The following is an 18,187-nucleotide window of genomic DNA, read 5'->3' on the forward strand; positions in this document are numbered from 1 at the left end:
GCAGCGGCAGCCGCGCGGCGACCCTCGCGGCGTACCGCCCGCGGCCGGCCGCCGGCGTACGGCCGACCGCGAGCGCGTCCACGGCCGAGAGCCGCCCCGCTCGTCCCGCGGCGGCCGATGCGGTGACCGTGACCACCGCCAGCGCACCGACGAGCACGGCGGCGTCCACCCAGGGAGCGATCGTCAGGGCGACGGTGCCGTAGAGATCCTCCGTGTCGGCCAGCAACGGCACCGCGACCAGGTTGCCAACCACGACACCCAGCACCGCCCCGGCCGAAGCGGGCAGCAGCGCTTGAGCGACGTACGCCCGCACGACCTGGGACGGGGTGAAGCCGAGCGCCTTGAGAATGCCGATGCGGCGGGTCGTCGAGCCGACCGCGCCGGCCACGACCGTGCCCACGATCAGGACGGAGAGGAGCAGGCTCAGACCGCCGAACGTCAGCAGGAAGGGCACGAACAGCGACGTCTGGCCGTTGGCCTCCTTCTTCACGACCAGCCACGACCGTGCGCTGGCGACCGCCGCGTCCGGGAGAGCGGCCGTGACGGCGTCCCGCACGTCGCCAACTCGAGACGCGGTCCCGGCTTCGTCGAGCCGGTACAGCATCTGGTAGCCGCTGGACATCGCGGGCAGGGCCGCCAGGCCGCCGGGCGTCATCCAGGCATCCGCCGTGTCGCTCACCGACCGCGCCAGGCCGACGACGGTGACGTCCCGGGCGTTCGTGCCGTCACCCATGGTCAGGGTGTCGCCCACGGCGACCCGGAAGTCGCCACCGGCGGCCAGCAAGACCTCACCGGGCTCGCCCGGCCAGCGTCCCTCGACCAGGGTCACCTGGTCGACACCGGTTCCCGGGCCCGTCCGGGCGGCGACGGTCAGGACGGGGCCATCCGCGCCCACGGACGGCTCGCTCAACCCGGGTGGTGGTGGCGGCAGCACCATGACCTGCGCCACTGCGAAGGGGCCGGAGGCCTCGGCCACACCGTCGACATCGGCGGTGGCAGCCAGCTGGCTGGTCGTGGCCTGGTCGGGATCCGTCAGCACCGTCAGGTGTGCCCCGCGCTGGGCGGCGAAGGCGTGGTCGAAGGGTGCATTCGAAGCCACGAGCAGGCCGACCCCCAGCAGACCCGAGGTGACGGCGGCGGCGGTGGCCAGCGTGATCACGACGGTCTGCACCCAGCGGCGACTCACCCCGGAGCGGACGACCCGGCTCAGAGCGCTCATCGCAGCGGTACCAGCGCGGTGTCGGAGGCGATCCGGCCGTCGACGACCTCGATCGTCCGGGTGGCGCACTCGTCCGCGAGCGTCCGGTCGTGCGTGACCAGCAGCATCGTCTGCCCGTCGCCGTGCAGGTCGGTGAGGAGCCGTCGTACGTCGGCGCCGGAGCCGGTGTCCAGCGCTCCGGTCGGCTCGTCGGCCAACAGCAACGCCGGCCGGTTCATCAGTGCCCGGGCCACGGCCACCCGCTGCCGCTCACCGCCGGACAGCCGACCCGGGTAGTTGCCGGCGAGGTGGTCGATCCCCAGCGTCCCCAACAGCTCGGTGGCCCGCCGGGTCGTCTCCCTGCGAGTGCCGCCGGCCAGCTGGGCCGGCAGGACGACGTTGTCGAGCACGGTGAGGTCGTCCAGCAGGTTGAAGAACTGGAAGACCAGCCCGATCGTGGCACGCCGGTACTTCGCCGAGGCGGCCTCGGCCAGCGTGTCGATGCGGCTGCCGCCCACGCTGACGGTGCCCGCAGTCGGCCGGTCGAGGCCGGCGACCAGGTTGAGCAGCGTGGACTTCCCGCTGCCGGACGGCCCGAGGATGGCAACGGCCTCGCCCGTGGCCACGGTCAGCGACACGTCGTCCAGGGCGGGTGGGCCGTCGTCGTAGCGGCGGGTGACGCCCTTCAGCTCGATGAGTGGTGCGGTCATGGTCGGCTCCCCCGGTTCGTCGGTCGCTGGTGGCGAGAGGAACGCTAGGAGCGACACCCGGTGTCGCGCGTCGCTCGCGATGGCGCATTCCGGTCCTCCCTCAGGACCACGCTCGCGGAGTGTCATCCCCGAGGGGTAGTCCGCCTCGGCCGTTGTCGCTCCCGAGGAGGACGCGTGGGTTCCTCGCACGGTGGACAATGAGTCGGTGAAGAGTCGGCGCCTGCGCGACGCGGCCTGGCCGGCCCGTTCCCTACCGGAGTGGGTGCGGCGCCGTCCCGGTACGACCGAGCAGCGGTCCTTCCGGAGCTGGTTGCTCGACATCGGCCTCGCGGCCGGGCTCGCGCTCGTCGCGATCCTCAGCCACGACCAGTCCGACCAGCCGCAGCCCAGGCCATTCGACGGGTCGGGCGTGCCAGCGCCTCCCGTGTTCCCCCCGCCACCGGAGCCGTCCGACCAGGCGTCCTTCTGGGACTGGGGCGGACCTGCGTTGCTCCTCGTGATGATTGCGGCACCTCTGGTCTTCCGGCGGCGCTACCCGCTCTCGACGCTGTGGGTCGTGATGCTGATGGCCACGATGGTCACGGAGCACCCGGATGCGCTGAGGCTCTCGTTCTACGTGTGCGTCATCGCCGCCTACAGCGCCGCCGTGTACAGCCCGTACCGGGTCCCAGCGCTCCTGAGCCTCCCGGTCACCGCCTTCCTCATGGGTGAGCTGCAGGACGACTCAGCCCAACCGGCCCTCGGTGGGGCGATCAACGCGGTGCCCCAGGGCGCCGTCCCGTTCCTGATCCTGGCGCCGATCGCCGTCGCCGCGTGGGGTCTGCGCACCATGCAGGACCGCGCCGACGCCGAGCAGGCGCACGTGGTCACGTTGCAACGGGAGGGCGCCGAGGCGGTCCGCCGCGCGGCCGAGGAGGAACGGGCCCGGATCGCGCGGGAGCTGCACGACGTCGTGACCCACAACGTGAGCGTCATGGTGATCCAGGCCGGGGCGGCACGCAAGGTACTGGACGCGTCGCCGGGTCAGGCTCGCGAGGCGCTGCTGTCGGTCGAGGCAAGCGGCCGGGCCGCGATGACCGAGCTACGGCACGTGATGGGGCTGCTGACCGCGGACGGCGAGACGCTGGACCTGGCCCCACAGCCCGGGATGGCCGAGCTCGAGTCCCTGGTCGGCCGGGTCCGGGCCTCGGGACTGCCGGTCGAGCTGGTGGTGACGGGGTCACCGGACATCCTGATGCCGGACGGCGTCGTCCTGGCGGGGTACCGCGTCGTGCAGGAGGCGCTGACAAACGTGGTGAAGCACGCGGCCGGCTCGTCGGCGACCGTCCGAGTCGACTATGGGTCCACCCACTTATCGATCGAGGTCACCGACACGGGCGGCACGCAGCCGCTGTCGGCCGACGCCGGGAGCGGCCGGGGACTGATCGGCCTGCGCGAACGGCTCGCGCTCTACGGCGGGACGCTCGACGCCGGCCCGCGCATCCGCGGTGGGTACAGGCTCGAGGCGGTCATCCCCCTGGCGCCCGCCGGCCCCGACCCCGTGGAGGTCCCGTGAGTGACCCCGCGAGTGACACCGTCCGGGTCGTGGTGGCCGACGACCAGGCCCTGGTGCGCACCGGCTTCCGGATGATCCTCACCGCCGACGGCATCGAGGTCGTCGCCGAGGCGTCCAACGGCACCGAGGCGATCGACGCCGTGCGGCGCACCCGCCCCGACGTGGTGCTGATGGACATCCGCATGCCGGGTCTGGACGGCCTGGAGGCGACCCGCCGCATCCTGGCGGCCGACGGCGACGCACCCCGGGTCTTGATGCTCACGACGTTCGACCTCGACGAGTACGTCTATGCGGCGCTGGCGGCGGGGGCCAGCGGGTTCCTGCTCAAGGACGTCACACCGGAGCAGCTCACCGCCGCCGTGAGGCTGGTGCGGGACGGGGACGCGCTGCTGGCGCCGTCGATCACGCGTCGGCTGGTGGAGAGGTTCGCGCGCGGCGGCAAGGAGAAGTCCGTCGTGCACCGCGAGCTGGCGTCGCTGACCCCGCGCGAGCGAGAGGTGCTGCAGATGCTTGCGCGGGGGCTGAGCAACGCCGAGCTCGCCGCCGCGTTCCAGCTGTCGGAGGCGACCGTCAAGACGCACGTGGCGCGGATTCTGGGCAAGCTTCAGCTGCGCGACCGGGTCCAGGCGGTCGTGGTCGCCTACGAGACGGGTCTGGTCGCACCTGGGGAGGCGTGAGGCCCGCCGGGCGCTCCAGGCCAGCGAGTCGATCTGCGCCTGGCCCACGTGTCCTTCGAGCTCGGAGGAAAGAGTGCCACGGGCGACCTGACCTGCGGGTTCTCGCATCTCGCGCCGCTACCGGTCGCGCGGGGGCCGCGTCATGGCACGATGCGCCAAGCCAGCCACGCTGGGTGGAAGTCGCGGTGCGTGCTGTACGCAGATGCGTACTCGCCCAGCGCGCGAAGGCAACGCTGCGGAAGTGGGCAGGGCGCTCCTGGTCGGCAGGCGTCGCGAGCCATGTCAAGGAGAACCCGCTCGACGACGTCACACATGCCGAGAAGGGACTCGTCGACGGGCGTCGTCAGCTGGGCACCGAGTCTGTCCTCCTCGACACGGGCGGCGACGAAGGCAAGGAGGCCGGCCACCCGAGGATCGCCACACTCAATCGCTGATCCAGCCACATGACCAGTGTGTCGCCCGCCTCGCAATCCGTACACAGCTCTCTGGATCGACATGCGTCATCTGTGTGCTTGTCAGGTGCGAGACGTCGTGCGCGCCTGCGGGTCCGGGCTCGGCAGGGCGTGGGTGAGGACAAAGGCCACGACCACGGCAACGATCACCGGCGGTGTGACCGACACGCCGTCGGTGCCGAGCAGCAGCGTGGCGAGCAGCGTCGACGTCATGGGCGCGGTCGCAGCTCCGGGTGCGGGCACAGTCGTCGCGCGAGCCGCCGCGGCCACGGATGTCTCACCCACCCTGCATGAGGCGCAACTCGTCAGGTCGTCCCAGCCTGAGAGCAGGGTGCAGCAACGACAGGACGGAGCCGCGATGTCCCAACCTGCAGGGTGGAGACGAGGCGGATGAGCTGGGCCGCCCGCTTCCAGCTGCGGCAGCACTTCCGCCAGAGCCTGTGGGCAGTGCCCCTGCTGGGTGCGATCGCCGGGGCGGCACTCGCCGTCGTCGACCTGGGCGTGGAGGCTCGGGTGACGATGCCTGCATCGTGGTCTTACTCGCCGGCGACCGCGAGCAGCGTGCTGACGACGGTGTCCGGGGCGATGATCGGGCTCCTGGGCCTCGTCGTCACGGTCGGCGTCCTCGTCGTGCAGATGGCCACCGGCACCCTCTCGCCGCGCTTCATGCGGCTCTGGTACCGCGATCGCCTGCAGAAGCTCGTGCTCGCGGCGTTCACAGCGACCTTCGCCTTCTCGTTCGCACTGCTCGGCACGGTCGAGGCTGCATCGGTGCCGAATCTCGGGGTGACGATGGCCGGCCTCGCCGTCTCCGTCGACCTGGTGCTGCTGTTGCTGTACCTGGACCGTTTCGTGCACGCGCTGCGTCCGGTGGCGGTCGCGGCCTCGGTGGCGCGGTCGGGTCTGGCTGTCGTCACCGAGGTCGACCACTCCGGGATCGACCTGCAGGCCGGGGACCGCAGTCCCCGGGCGGTGCAGGGCCACAAGGTCCAGGTCCGGTCGAGGAAGTCGGGCGCGATCCAGGCGATGGACGCGCGCGGGATGGTCGACCTCGCCACCCGGCACGACCTCGCGTGCGTGCTCACGTGCTCCGTCGGCGACTTCGTGAACGCCGGTTCAGTGGTCATGGACGTGTACGGCTCACCGGACCAGCGTGTGCTGCGACGGCTGGGAGGGAAGATCGCCCTGGGCCACGAGCGGACGATCGACCAGGACCCCGCGTACGCGGTGCGGATCATCGTCGACATCGCCATCCGGGCACTCTCGCCCGCGGTGAACGACCCCACCACGGCAACGCAGATGATCAACTACCTGGGCGCCGTGCTCACGGCCGTCGGAGCGCGGGAGCTGGGCAGGCACGGGAGCCTGCTCGACGCGGAGGGACACCTGAGGCTCGCCTTCCGCATGCGCACCTGGGACGACTACCTGCACCTCGGTGTCTCGGAGATCCGACAGTACGGGCGAGATTCTCCCCAGGTGTGCCGACGCCTGCGGGCGATGCTCGCCGACCTCGATGACACGGTCCTGCCCGTCAACCGGCCCGCAGTCCGGCGCGAGCTCGAGGTGCTGGACCGGACCGTACGGCTCTCCTTCGTCGAGGGCGCCGACCAGGCGTTCGCGCTCGGACGGGACCGGCAGGGGATCGGCGGGGCCTCCCAGGCAACGCCCGTGGCCGATGTCGCTGACGGGGAGTAGCGCCTGATCACCGTCGTGTGCGGCACTGACATCCGGTTCACCCGCCTCGGAGGAGGCCGGATCCCGCTGGACGGAGCAGCGTGACGGTCATGAACCTCATAGCCGCGCGCTTCCGTCTGTGGTGGGTGGGCGCACTCGTGGTGCTGGTGGCGACGCTCGCCGGGTGTGGATCCGGATCCGGTGAGGACGACACCCCCGCGGTCTGCTCCAGCGTCGATGCCCTGCGGTCCTCTGTCGCAGCGCTGACCGACGTGCAGGTCGAGCGAGGCGCTCTTGACACGTTCCAGAAGGCCTTCGACAAGGTGAGGTCGAACCTCAGCACGGTGGTGAAGGACGCCAAGCGCGAGTACGCGGACGAGGTGGACACCGTCGAGGAGGCCATCTCCGACGTCGGCACGAGCCTCGACGCAGCCGTCTCAGGACCGACTGCTCCGAACATCGCCGCAGTGGGCGCGGCGTCCAAGGCACTGGGTACGTCGATCAGCGCGCTGGTCGACGCTGTCGACAGCACCTGCTGACTCCCGCCCCAGCGGTCAGGGTGCTTCGCGTGGGCGCGTCGGACCGACGACCTGGCGGAGACCCCACGAGCACCGCCACGGTGTCCCCGGCTCCAGGTCGAGGAGGTCCACGCCGGTGCGGAAGGCGTCCGGCGGACAGGTCATCGGCTCGATGGCAACGGCCGTGCGCCGCCGGTGCGCATCGCCCACGAGGTCGCCGGTGTAGACCATGAGGTGGCGAAAGGCGTTGTCGACCCACAGCTCGACGGACTTTCGGTCCGCCGGGTCGCCCAGACGAGCCACCGCACGTCCGTCGCGGCCGACGACGAGGTCGCTGAACGCCGTGTCCAGCTCGACCGGTCCGATCCTGCGCGGCTGCCGGAAGTCGTGCGCGGTCCCGGCCACGCTGGTCGACGTCCCGTCAGCCGGACCGTCCGGATCGACGAAGGCGGCAGCAGGGACGGTCAGGTCGAGTCCGTCGATCGACGTCGTGCCGAGCGTGAGGTAGGGATGGAACCCCACCCCGAACGGCGCCGGCTCACGATCGGCATTGACCGCCTCCAAGGTCACCGTCAACCCTGACTCGTCCAGTGCGTAGGTGACCTCGAGGTGGAGGTGCCACTCGTAGCCGGGTTGCGGGCGCACGGCGCAGGCCAGGGTGACCGCAGCGGGATCCCGCTCGACGAGGGTCCAGTCGAGCCACCTCACCAGTCCGTGGATGGCGTCGTGCCGACCGATCTCGTTCAGCGGCGCCTGACATCGGCGGCCGCGGTACTCGTAGTGACCGTCGGTCAACCTGTTGGGCCAGGGCGCGAGCACCTGTCCCCGGCCATCGGTGGCGCGCGCGCCTGCCCCGAAGCCGTCGATCACGTCCAGCGCGCCGACGCTGTAGCGACGAAGGGTCGCACCGACCTGGGTGACGACCGCCTCCGAGTCGCCGTGCGCGATGCCGTACTGCTCACCCGAGGGCGGGGCCTGCATGCGTCGTCCCCGGTCCTGCCGCGCGCTCACGTGAGCTCGCTGGCCCTCTCGGCGGCGATGATGCGTGCGGCGGCCTCGATGAGGGCGAGGTGCGAGAACGCCTGCGGGAAGTTCCCGAGGTGGCGGCCGGTCTCGACGTCGAACTCCTCGGCGAAGAGCCCGAGCGGTGAGGCGACCCGGAGGAGCCGCTCCATCAGGTCCTGGGCCCGCTGCTCCTCACCGATGATCGACAGCGCGGACACCAGCCAGAACGAGCAGATGAGGAAGGTGCCCTCCTTGCCGGACAGTCCGTCGTCGGTCTCGTCGGTGCGGTAGCGCAGCACGAAGCCGTGCTCGGTGAGCTCGTCGGCGATCGCGAGCACGCTGGCGCGCAGCCGCTCGTCGGTGGCGGGGAGGAAGCCGAATAGCGCCGCCAGCAGCGTCGATGCGTCCAGTGCGTCCGTCTCGTAGTGCTGACGCAGGACGCCGCGGTCGTCCACACCGTTCGCCAGGATGTCGGCCTTGATCTCGTCGGCGGTCTCCCGCCACGTCGCCGTGAGCTCCGCGTCGCCCCGGATCTCCGCGAGCTTCGACGCCCGGTCGAGCGCGACCCATCCCATCAGCTTCGACGACACGTAGTGCTGCGGTGCGCCGCGGGCCTCCCAGATCCCTTGGTCGGGCTCGCGCCACACCTCGGTGGCACACCGGGCCTGCGACTGGACGATCGGCCACAGCCGTCGCGGGAGTCGCTGGCTGCGGCGGGTGTGCAGCAGGACCGAGTCCAGGACCGCGCCGAACACGTCGTTCTGGCGCTGGTCGAACGCCCCGTTCCCGACCCGCACCGGTCGAGCGCCCGCGTATCCCGAGAGGTCGTCGCGGGTGGACTCCGTCAGGTCGCGTCGGCCGTCGATGCCGTACATGATCTGCAGGGCCCCCGACTCGGTCGCCTCCAGGTCGGCGACGAACTGCATGAACTCGTCGGCCTCCCAGTCCAGGTTGAGGAAGTGCAGTGCCTGCAGCGTGAAGGTGCTGTCGCGCATCCAGGTGTAGCGGTAGTCCCAGTTCCGCTCGCCGCCGGGCGTCTCGGGCAGCGACGTCGTGAGGGCCGCCACGGTGGCGCCGGTCGGCATGTAGGTGAGGCCCTTGATGGCCAGGGCCGACCGTTGGATCGGGTCGCGCCAGCGATGGTCGGGCATCCGCGCCCGTCCGAGCCACGCGCGCCAGAACCGGACCGTGGCGTCGATCCGGGCGTTCGCCTCGTCGATGTCGACCGGCGCCGCCAGCCCGTCGGCCCACGACAGGGCGCAGAAGCACTCCTCGCCGGCGGAGAGCACGTGTCGGGCTCGGACCCGGTTGCCCTCCACCCCGAGCGCGAGGTCGGTGCGCAACCGCATGGTCTGGCCGTCTGCTGTCGCGTCGGCGGCATGCCGCTCGTCGTCGACCAGCGTCCAGTCCGCCGACGTCCGCCCGTAGTCGAAGGCCGGCTCACAGACCAGGTCCAGCTCGACGGTCCCCGACAGGCAGCGAACCGTCCGCACCAGGAGGTGGTCGGCATCGTCGTCCGCCGGGGGCCGGGTGTGGGGCGTCACCACGTCCTCGGTCGTCCGCGGGCCCATCGTCAGCGCATCGCGGACCAGCACCCAGCCGGACGGCGTCTTCCACGTCGTCTCGAGGACGTTCGTGCCGGGCACGTACGCACGCGAGGTCGGGTGGTTGATCCCGAAGGGCCCGAGTCGGAAGTAGCCCGCCTGGCGGTCGAGCAGGGTGCCGAACACGCTGGGCGAGTCGAAGCTCGGGAGGCACAGCCAGTCGATCGCCCCGTCGGGCGCCACCAGGGCGCCGGTGTGGCAGTCGGACAGGAACGCGTAGTCGGCGATGGGTGGGAACGGCGACGGCGCCGCGGCGCTCTGGGGCATCACGTCGCTCATGACGCGATCCACGGGTCGTGCCAGCCGCCGTGCTCGGCCGTCAGCCGGTCGGCTTCCGCCGGCCCCCACGATCCCGGGGCGTACGCGTGGACCGGAGGTGGGGCGTCGAGCAACGGCTGCATGACCCGCCAGGTCTCGTCGACCCCGTCCTGCCGGGTGAACCTGGTGCTGTCCCCGCGCAGCGCAGCCTGTAGGAGCACTTCGTAGGGCGTGGCGCCCTCACCGCCCTGGTCGGCGAACTCCATGTCCAGGTCGATCCTCCCCACGGCCGAGAGGTCGCTGCGTCGTGCGTCCAGGATCATTCGGATCCCCGTCGACGGGTCCAGCTTGACGACGACCTGGTTCGGTTCCGTCTGCGGTCCCATCACACCGAAGCCCAACGGAGGTGGACGCTTGAAGATGACGCGCAGCTCGGTCTGGGTCACGGGGAGCCGCTTGCCGGTCCGGATGAAGAACGGGACACCCGCCCATCGCGAGTTCTGGATCTCGAGCCGCATCGCGGCGTAGGTCTCGGTCGCCGAGTCCGGTGCCACCCCGTCGATGTCGCGATACCCGGCGTACTGCCCCCGGACGTAGTGAGCCGGGTCGGCCGCAACGACGGCCTTGAAGAGGGCGACCTGCGCATCCTTGATCGACGTCAGGTCACCGCGTGAGGGCGCCTCCATCGCCGCCGCCGACACGACCTGCATCAGGTGGTTGACGATGACGTCCCGCATCGCACCGACGGGGTCGTAGAAGTGGCCACGGTCCTCGACCCCGAAGTCCTCCGACATGTTGATCTGCACGTGCGAGACGTAGTTGCGGTTCCAGACCGGCTCGAGGATGGTGTTCGCGAAGCGCAGGTGCAGGATCTCGTCGATCCCCATCTTCCCGAGGTAGTGGTCGATGCGGAACAGCTGTGACTCGTCGATGTACTGGTGCAGCTCGTCGGCGAGCTCGCCGGCAGAGGCCTGGTCGTGCCCGAACGGCTTCTCCACGACAACCCGGGCCGATCGGGTGAGATCGGCCTCGGCGAGGCCGTGCACCACTCGGCCGAAGAGGAAGGGCGGGATCTCCAGGTAGAACGCCGGGCACTCGGCGCCCTTGATCGCGTCGGCGACCCGTTGGTAGGTGGCGGGGTCGGTGAAGTCGCCGTGCACGTACGACAGCCTGGCGGTGAACCGGTCGAACACCTCAGGGTCGATCGTCTCGCCGGTGCCCTCGATCGACTCACGCGCACGCGCGACGAGCTGGTCCTTGGTCCAGTCGTCGACAGCGACACCCACGACGGGACAGTCCAGCACGCCGCGTGCCTCCAGCCGGTACAACGACCGGAACGTCATCACCCTCGCCAGGTCGCCGGTGATCCCGAAGACCACGAGGACGTCCGCGGGGCGCTGGTCGGAGCCATGTGTGGGTGCCACTGTCCATCTCCTCGGCTGGGCGCACGTGCCGGTCGTCGGTGCCGGGCAGCGGCGCAGAGCGCCAGACCTGACCCATCCTTGGTCGAGGCAACACCGCGTTCGCGACGTGGCGCCTCCCCCGATCCGGGTGATGCGCCCGTCGGCCGCGACGAGGCATCGTCCAGATGGTCTGACGACACGGGCGTCGCACCGAGAGATCGCCGGTAGGAGCGGTTCTCTGAGGGTGAACGTAGGTCGCCCGCCGACCCCGAGGTTGAGCCATGGCAGATGACCAGCACTACGACGTCGTGATCATCGGGACCGGAGCCGGGGGAGGGACCCTCGGACACCGGCTCGCCACACGGGGCGCGAAGGTGCTCTGGCTCGAACGAGGCGACTTCCTGCCCCGGGAGCGTGACAACTGGGAGACGCAGGCGGTGTTCGTCCGCGGCAAGTACCTCGCGCCAGAGGTCTGGTACGACGGTCACGGCCACGACTTCCAGCCCGAGGTCAACTACTACGTCGGTGGCAACACGAAGTTCTACGGAGCGGCCCTCTTCCGGCTGCGACCGGAAGACTTCGGCGAGCTGCGCCACCACGGCGGCATCTCGCCGGCCTGGCCCATCTCGTACGACGACCTCGAGCCCTACTACACCCAGGCCGAGCACCTGTACCTCGTGCACGGCGAGCACGGCGAGGATCCGAGCGAGGGTCATGCCAGTGCGCAGTACCTCCATCCGCCGGTCTCCCACGAGCCCCGCATCCAGCAGCTGAGCGACGACCTCGAGAAGCTGGGTCTCCACCCCTTCCACCTGCCCATCGGGGTGAACCTCCAGGAGGCGGCGCCCGGCGTCGCGGCACACGGGAGCGCCTGCATCCGCTGCGACCGGGTGGACGGCTTCCCGTGCCTGCTCGACGCCAAGTCGGACGCGCAGGTCATCTGCGTCGACCCGGTCCTCGCCCAGGACAACGTCACCCTCGTGACCGGCGCGCACGTGCAGCACCTCGAGACGGATCCGTCCGGTCACACGGTCACCGGTGTCGTCGCCACCCTGGACGACGGCTCGGTCACCACGTTCACCGGTGACATCGTGGTGGTCGCGTGTGGTGCGGTGAACTCCGCGGCCCTGCTGCTGAGGTCTCACAACGATCGCCACCCCGACGGCCTGGCCAACGGCTCGGGCGTGGTCGGCCGTCACTACATGAGGCACAACAACGTCGCCCTGATGGCCGTCTCGCGCGAGCCCAACCCCACCAGGTTCCAGAAGACGCTCGCGATGAACGACTGGTACCTGGGTGCGGACGACTGGGACTTCCCCCTCGGGGGCATGCAGATGCTCGGCAAGTCCGACAACGAGGAGATCCACGCCCAGGCGCCGCGCTGGGCGGGCCGGCTCTCACCGGACCTGCCCTTCGAGGTCCTCGCACACCACGCGGTCGACTTCTGGCTCTGCGGGGAGGACCTGCCGCTGCCGGAGAGCCGCGTGACGCTCGACCGCGACGGTGCCATCCACCTCAACGTCGAGGAGAAGAACAACGGTGAGGGCGTCAAGCGCCTCCGTCACAAGCTCGACGGGATGCTCGACGAGCTGGGGATGCAGCGACACCACCTGCTGGACCGCAGTCTCTACCTGCACAAGAGCATGCCCATCGGTGCGACGGCCCACCAGGCCGGAACCGTCAGGTTCGGCCGCGACCCCGCCTCGAGCGCCCTCGACGTGAACTGCAAGGCCCACGACCTGGACAACCTCTACGTGGTCGACACGAGCTTCTTCCCCAGCATCGGCGCCGTGAACCCCTCCCTGACCGCCATCGCCAACGCGCTGCGTGTCGGCGACCACCTGACCGAACGCCTCGCCTGAGACCGCTGCTCCATGACCGATACAGCGGTTCACCAGGTTGTCATCGTCGGAGGCGGCTTCGGCGGGCTGTTCGCGGCGAAGTTCCTGCGCCGGGCGCCCGTGGAGGTGACGCTCGTCGACGCCAGGAACTACCACCTCTTCCAGCCGCTGCTCTACCAGCTGGCGACCGGAATCCTGTCCGAGGGCGAGGTCGCACCCCCGCTGCGGGACATCCTGCGGCGGCACGCGAACGTCACCGTCGAGATGGCCACGGTCCAGGGCTTCGACCTGGCCGCCCGGACCGTCACCGCACACCGACCCGACGGCACGGTCCGCACCTACGCGTACGACAGCCTGGTCGTCGCCGCCGGGGCAGCGCAGTCGTACTTCGGTCATGACGAGTTCTCCCGTTTCGCGCCGGGGATGAAGACGATCGACGACGCCCTCGAGCTGCGGGGCCGGATCTTCGGTGCCTTCGAGATGGCGGAGAACGAGCCGGACCCGGAGGCGCGTCGCGCCTGGCTCACCTTCGTCGTGGTCGGTGGGGGCCCGACCGGGGTCGAGATCGCGGGTCAGATCGCGGAGCTGGCCCGCACGGGCCTCGAGGGCAACTTCCGCCGGATCGACCCCTCGGAGGCCGAGGTCCTCATCGTCGACGGCGGCAGGGAGATCCTTGCGACGTTCGGCGACCGGCTCTCGGCGAAGGCGGCCGCCGAGCTGCGTCGGCTCGGGGTGACGATCCGCAGCAGGTCGATCGTCACGGACGTGGACCCGTTCGGGGTCGACGTGCGCGACGCCGACGGGACGACCGAGCGGATCGTCTGCCGGACGAAGATCTGGGCCGCCGGCGTGCAGGCGTCGCCGCTGGCGGGGCTGCTGGCCGAGGCCGGCGGGGCCACGTGCGACCGTGCCGGTCGCATCGTCGTGAACGACGACTGCACGCTTCCCGGCCACCCGGAGGTCTTCGCGATCGGCGACATGATGGCGCTCCGCGACCTTCCCGGCGTCGCCGAGGTGGCGATGCAGTCAGGCATCCACGCCGCCAACACGATCAAGCGCCGGCTGCACGGCGAGGAGGCGGCGATGTTCACCTACCGCGACCTCGGCAGCATGGCCACCATCTCCCGGTTCCACGCCGTGGTCAGCTTCAGGAAGCTCCGGCTGTCCGGCTTCCTCGGCTGGCTGATGTGGCTCCTGGTGCACCTCACCTTCCTGACTGGCTTCCGGAACCGGCTCTCCGCGATGTTCCACTGGACCGGGACGTTCGCGGCGGGCGGGCGCGCCGAACGCACGATCACGGTGCGCCAGACGGTCGGTCGGGTCGTCCTCGAGCAGGCCGGCGAGGGCGACATCGCTCGAGTGGTCCCACCATTCGAGCGGCCAGACGCTGCCGGTGACGCAGCCCCGGACGACGCGTGACCGCCGCGATGATCGAGGTCCTGACGAGCACTGCCTTCGCCGTCGACCCGGTGCCGTGGGCTCGGTCGCAGATGGCGTTCACGCTGGCCTTCCACATCATCCTCGTCCCGCTGGGGGTGTCGTGGTCGGTGATGGCCCTCATCGCCAACTACCGGGGGATCAAGCACGACGACGCGGACGCCCTGCTGCTCGCGCAGCGATGGTCGAAGTACATGGCGGTCACCTTCGCGGTGGGCGCCGTGACCGGGACGGTGCTGTCCTTCGAGTTCGGCCTGCTGTGGCCGAAGTTCATGGGGCAGTGGGGCGCGGCCTTCGGCGTGCCGTTCGCGTTCGAGGGGATCTTCTTCTTCGCCGAGGCGGTCTTCATCTCGATCTACATCTTCGGGTGGCGGCGCCTGAAGCCGTGGACCCACTTCTGGACCGGCGTGCCCATCGCGGTCGCCGGCATCTTCGGCAGCATCTCCGTGGTGGCGGCCAACGCCTGGATGAACTCGCCCCAGGGCGTGACGCTCGACGCCTCCGGCAAGGTCACCGACGTCGACCCGATGGGGGTCATCTTCAACGACGCGATGCCGCTGATGGCCGCCCACATGGTGGTGGCTGCCTACCTGGTGGGCGGCTTCATGGTCGCCTCGGTGTACGCGGTGGGGATGCTGCGCGGGCGCACCGACCACTACCACCGGACCGGCTTCGTCATCGCCTTCACGGTGGCAGCGATCGCGACCCCCGTGCAGATGGGCGTCGGGGACGGACTCGCCCGCTGGGTCTACGACAACCAGCCCACCAAGTTCGCGGCGATCGAGATGGTGCCCAAAACCAGCAGCGACGTGCCGGAGGTGCTCCTCGGACACCTCGACTCCAAGGGTGAGGTGGTCGGCGGGATCCCCATCCCGGGGTTGGCATCGATCCTGTCCGACCCCGGCAAGGGGACGTCGACCGAGATCCAGGGCCTCGAGGAGACGCCCGCCGCGGACCGCCCGACCAATCACCAGGTGAACGTGACCCACCTCGCGTGGGACGTGATGATCGGCCTGGGCACGCTGCTGTTCCTGCTGACCCTGTGGTGGTGGGCGGCCTGGATCTTCCGGCGGGACATGCCCCGGAGCAGGTGGTTCCTCCGGGTCTCGGCAGCCTCCGGGGTGCTCGCGGTGATCACCATGGAGGCGGGCTGGGTCGTCAGCGAGGTCGGACGACAGCCGTGGATCGTCTACGAGAAGATGAAGGTCGAGGACGCCGCCACCGGCAACACGGGGATATGGATCACCTTCATCGGCGTGGTGCTGCTGTACGTCGGGCTGGGCGTGACGACGATCCTCGTGCTGCGGCAGATGAGCCGCAGGTTCCGGGAGGGTGACCGCACCGGCGAGGCCGACGTGCCCTACGGGCCGAACGACCCGGACCCGTCCGCCCCCGCGGACGACGAGAAGGTGCCGGTGTGATGGCCACGACGGCTGCCGTGATCCTGTTCGTCGCGGTCATCGCGTACGCCGTCCTCGGAGGCGCTGACTTCGGAGCCGGGTTCTGGGACCTGGTGGCCGGGGGCAGCAGGCGCGGGCGACGGCCTCGCGAGGTCATCGACCACGCCATCGCCCCGGTCTGGGAGGCCAACCACGTCTGGCTGATCTTCGTCTTCGTGCTGCTGTGGACCTGCTTCCCGGAGGCGTACGCGTCCATCACCCTGACGATGTTCGTCCCGCTGACCCTCGCCGCGCTCGGCATCGTGCTGCGGGGAGCGAGCTTCGCGTTCCGCAAGGCGGTGTTCGCGACCCGGGACCGCCGCAACTTCGGTGCAGCGTTCGCGGTCTCGTCGGTGCTGGTGCCCTACTGCTTCGGTGCCGTGGTCGGCGGAATCGCCTCGGGGCGGGTCCCATCAGGGGGCAAGGCGGGTGACCCGTGGGACAGCTGGGTCAACCCGACGTCCGTGGTGGTCGGGCTCCTGGTGGTGTGCCTGGACGCGTACCTGGCCGCGTTCTTCCTGGTCCGTGACGCGGACCGGCTCGCCGACGAGACGATGGTCGCCTACTTCCGCCGCCGGGCGACCGTCGCGGCGGTCGCAGCCGGCGTGGCGGCCGCGGTCGGGATCGTCGTGATGCAGCAGGACGCCGCGTACCTCTTCGACGGCCTCACCTCGCGAGCCCTGGCCCTGGTGGTCCTGTCGGCACTCTCGGGAGTGACCGCGCTCGTGCTGGTCGCCCGCCACGTCCACCGGGGCGCGCGCCTGGCCGCGGTCGGGGCGGTCGTCGGCGTGGTCCTGGCCTGGGGCGTGGCCCAGTGGGACTACGTGCTCCCCGAGTCGCTGACCGTCTCGGCGGCGGCCGCGCCGACCGGAACGATCACGGCCGTGCTGGTCGCCACGGGCCTCGCGGTGGTGCTCATCGTGCCGGCCTTCGTGCTGCTGTACGTCCTGGACCAGCGGTCACTGCTGCCCGAGGAAGGCATGCCCGAGCCCGTGCCGGGACGGACGACCGGATGAGCCGGAAGCGGGCCACGCTGCTTCAGCGCTGGTCCGACGGCTCTTCCTCGGCGCGGTGTGGCCGTGGCGCGCCGCGGTCGAGGGCGACGGCGAGGCCCGGGAAGAACATCACCGACAGGACGCCGGCGCCGATGAGTGCCGCGGCGTTCTCCGGGAGCATCTCTCCGGTGCTCAGACCCACCGTGGAGAGCGCCACCAGCAGGGGGAGCGAGGTCGCGGTGAGCAGCATCATCTGGGCGCGTCGTCGCACGTCGAGGTCGCGGCGGTAGAGGACGAACGAGGGAAGTCCACGCACCGCCAGCAGCAGCACGAAGAAGGCGACCAGCCGCAACGGAGCCTCCCGGATCGAGTCCAGGTCCAGGCTCATGCCGGAGGAGACGAAGAAGACGGGGATGAAGAACCCGTACCCGACGGCGTCCAGCTTGTCCTCCAGGGCCGCCACGTCGCCCGGCGCCCAACGGCGCAGGATCACGCCGGCGAGGAACGCGCCGAGCACCACGTCGAGCCCGGCGTCGCTGGCGAGCACGAGCAGGCCGAAGAGGAGCATCAGGGTGAGCCGGAGCGTGATCTGCGACGTCGCGTGCTCGCCCTTGCGGGAGATCGCCTCGATCCGGGGCAGCCGAGCCAGCCGTGGCAGCCACGCGAGACCCAGCGCGACCGCGCACATCGCCAGGAGGGAGAACAGACCGACCAGGCGACCCTGCGAGCCGAGGAAGATCGCGATGCCGGCAATGGGCAGGAACTCGCCCACGGCGCCTGCAGGCATGATGAACCGGCCCAGGGGACCGTCCAGCATGTCGTTGTCGCGCAGGATGGGCAGCAGTGTGCCCAGCGCGGTCGTGGTGAGAGCCAGCGCGACGGGCACGAAGGCGTTCACCAGGCCGGCGGCCGCCAGCGCCCCGGTCACGCCGATCGAGAGCACCGCGCTGACCGCCCAGCCGGCGAGGGCGAGTCGTCCGGACCGCTCGCGGAAGTGGCCGAGCTCCAGCTCGTAGCCGGCGAGCAGGAACAGGAAGCCCAGCCCGACGTTGGCGACCAGCTCCACGGACTCCGGCTGCGCCAGCCCGCCGACCTGCGGTCCGATCAGCACGCCGCCCGCGATCAGCACCACCACCTGCGGAACCAGCAGTCGCGCGAGGAACGCGCTGACGAAGGGCGCGGCGACGGCGACGACGGACACGACCAGCAGCGCCTGCAGCTCTGTCTCGACGTCCATCCGCCCACCTCTCGACACCCACGACCGGCTGGTGCCGGCGTCCCGCCGGAGGCCAGGACACCTCGCGCCAGGCATGCACCGCGGAGACGCCGAGGTGACCGATCGTCGCCGACCGCGCGGGGCGTCGGCATCCTCCGCCGAGGGTGAGGCACGCCTCGACGCGCCGACCTCACCCGGCTCCTTC

The 18,187-nt window shown here is 70.7% G+C and carries 16 protein-coding genes; 9 read left to right on the forward strand and 7 right to left on the reverse strand.

Translation table 11 applies throughout. The annotated features are described in order from the left end of the window. On the reverse strand, nucleotides 1–1,219 hold a 1,219-nt coding region (locus tag AC1DP1_RS18065; RefSeq protein ID WP_477508007.1), incomplete at its 3' end, for an FtsX-like permease family protein. Next, complete coding sequence (locus tag AC1DP1_RS18070) at nucleotides 1,216–1,908, reverse strand: ABC transporter ATP-binding protein (protein ID WP_477508008.1); 693 nt, start codon at nucleotides 1,906–1,908, stop codon at nucleotides 1,216–1,218. The genes AC1DP1_RS18070 and AC1DP1_RS18065, both read right to left, overlap by 4 nt. Before the next feature lie 205 nt (nucleotides 1,909–2,113). On the opposite strand from AC1DP1_RS18070, the gene AC1DP1_RS18075 reads away from it, so the two are divergent. From AC1DP1_RS18075 to AC1DP1_RS18085, 3 genes are all read left to right on the forward strand, one after another. Then, nucleotides 2,114–3,463 (forward strand): sensor histidine kinase, encoded by a 1,350-nt coding sequence (locus tag AC1DP1_RS18075; RefSeq protein ID WP_477508009.1) that lies wholly within the window; start codon nucleotides 2,114–2,116, stop codon nucleotides 3,461–3,463. Then, a complete protein-coding gene (locus tag AC1DP1_RS18080) occupies nucleotides 3,460–4,140 on the forward strand; it encodes a response regulator (RefSeq protein ID WP_477508010.1) in 681 nt (226 codons plus the stop codon). Before AC1DP1_RS18075 ends, AC1DP1_RS18080 begins: the two co-directional genes overlap by 4 nt. Nucleotides 4,141–4,313: 173 nt before the next feature. Further along, a complete protein-coding gene (locus AC1DP1_RS18085; protein ID WP_477508011.1) occupies nucleotides 4,314–4,574 on the forward strand; it encodes a hypothetical protein in 261 nt (86 codons plus the stop codon). Nucleotides 4,575–4,655: 81 nt separating this feature from the next. On the opposite strand, the gene AC1DP1_RS18090 is transcribed toward AC1DP1_RS18085, so the two are convergent. Next, nucleotides 4,656–4,805: a hypothetical protein gene (locus tag AC1DP1_RS18090; RefSeq protein WP_477508012.1), complete on the reverse strand. Its 150-nt coding sequence runs from the start codon at nucleotides 4,803–4,805 to the stop codon at nucleotides 4,656–4,658. Between the two features lie 177 nt (nucleotides 4,806–4,982). Between AC1DP1_RS18090 and AC1DP1_RS18095 the strand changes: the two genes are divergently transcribed. Together AC1DP1_RS18095 and AC1DP1_RS18100 are read left to right on the forward strand one after the other, a co-directional pair. Beyond that, complete coding sequence (locus AC1DP1_RS18095) at nucleotides 4,983–6,287, forward strand: DUF2254 domain-containing protein (RefSeq protein WP_477508013.1); 1,305 nt, start codon at nucleotides 4,983–4,985, stop codon at nucleotides 6,285–6,287. An 89-nt stretch (nucleotides 6,288–6,376) separates the two neighbouring features. Continuing rightward, a complete protein-coding gene (locus tag AC1DP1_RS18100) occupies nucleotides 6,377–6,805 on the forward strand; it encodes a hypothetical protein (protein WP_457188861.1) in 429 nt (142 codons plus the stop codon). Between the two features lie 15 nt (nucleotides 6,806–6,820). On the opposite strand, the gene AC1DP1_RS18105 is transcribed toward AC1DP1_RS18100, so the two are convergent. The 3 genes from AC1DP1_RS18105 to zwf are packed head-to-tail and all read right to left on the reverse strand — an operon-like array spanning nucleotide 6,821 to nucleotide 11,075. Continuing rightward, entirely contained in the window at nucleotides 6,821–7,795 is a 975-nt protein-coding gene (locus AC1DP1_RS18105) for an aldose 1-epimerase family protein (RefSeq protein ID WP_477508014.1), read from the reverse strand. Further along, on the reverse strand, nucleotides 7,792–9,672 hold the full coding sequence (locus AC1DP1_RS18110; protein WP_477508015.1) for a glycoside hydrolase family 15 protein: 1,881 nt from the start codon (nucleotides 9,670–9,672) through the stop codon (nucleotides 7,792–7,794). Before AC1DP1_RS18110 ends, AC1DP1_RS18105 begins: the two co-directional genes overlap by 4 nt. Next, entirely contained in the window at nucleotides 9,669–11,075 is a 1,407-nt protein-coding gene (gene zwf / locus AC1DP1_RS18115) for a glucose-6-phosphate dehydrogenase (RefSeq protein ID WP_457188855.1), read from the reverse strand. The genes AC1DP1_RS18110 and zwf overlap by 4 nt, the downstream gene beginning before the upstream one ends. A 260-nt stretch (nucleotides 11,076–11,335) precedes the next feature. Between zwf and AC1DP1_RS18120 the strand changes: the two genes are divergently transcribed. Genes AC1DP1_RS18120 through AC1DP1_RS18135 form a run of 4 tightly spaced genes read left to right on the forward strand, consistent with a single transcriptional unit; the run spans nucleotide 11,336 to nucleotide 16,787 of the window. Continuing rightward, a complete protein-coding gene (locus tag AC1DP1_RS18120) occupies nucleotides 11,336–12,916 on the forward strand; it encodes a GMC oxidoreductase (RefSeq protein ID WP_477508016.1) in 1,581 nt (526 codons plus the stop codon). A 12-nt stretch (nucleotides 12,917–12,928) separates the two neighbouring features. Next, nucleotides 12,929–14,314, forward strand: a complete 1,386-nt coding sequence (locus tag AC1DP1_RS18125) for an NAD(P)/FAD-dependent oxidoreductase (RefSeq protein WP_477508017.1) — start codon at nucleotides 12,929–12,931, stop codon at nucleotides 14,312–14,314. Beyond that, nucleotides 14,311–15,753, forward strand: coding sequence for a cytochrome ubiquinol oxidase subunit I (locus tag AC1DP1_RS18130; RefSeq protein ID WP_477508018.1), 1,443 nt, complete (start codon nucleotides 14,311–14,313; stop codon nucleotides 15,751–15,753). Before AC1DP1_RS18125 ends, AC1DP1_RS18130 begins: the two co-directional genes overlap by 4 nt. Next, nucleotides 15,753–16,787, forward strand: coding sequence for a cytochrome d ubiquinol oxidase subunit II (locus AC1DP1_RS18135; RefSeq protein WP_477508019.1), 1,035 nt, complete (start codon nucleotides 15,753–15,755; stop codon nucleotides 16,785–16,787). Before AC1DP1_RS18130 ends, AC1DP1_RS18135 begins: the two co-directional genes overlap by 1 nt. 22 nt (nucleotides 16,788–16,809) lie before the next feature. On the opposite strand, the gene AC1DP1_RS18140 is transcribed toward AC1DP1_RS18135, so the two are convergent. Then, complete coding sequence (locus AC1DP1_RS18140; RefSeq protein WP_477508020.1) at nucleotides 16,810–18,003, reverse strand: cation:proton antiporter; 1,194 nt, start codon at nucleotides 18,001–18,003, stop codon at nucleotides 16,810–16,812. Nucleotides 18,004–18,187: the final 184 nt, after the last annotated feature.

Source organism: Nocardioides sp. P4_G10, assembly GCF_056401175.1.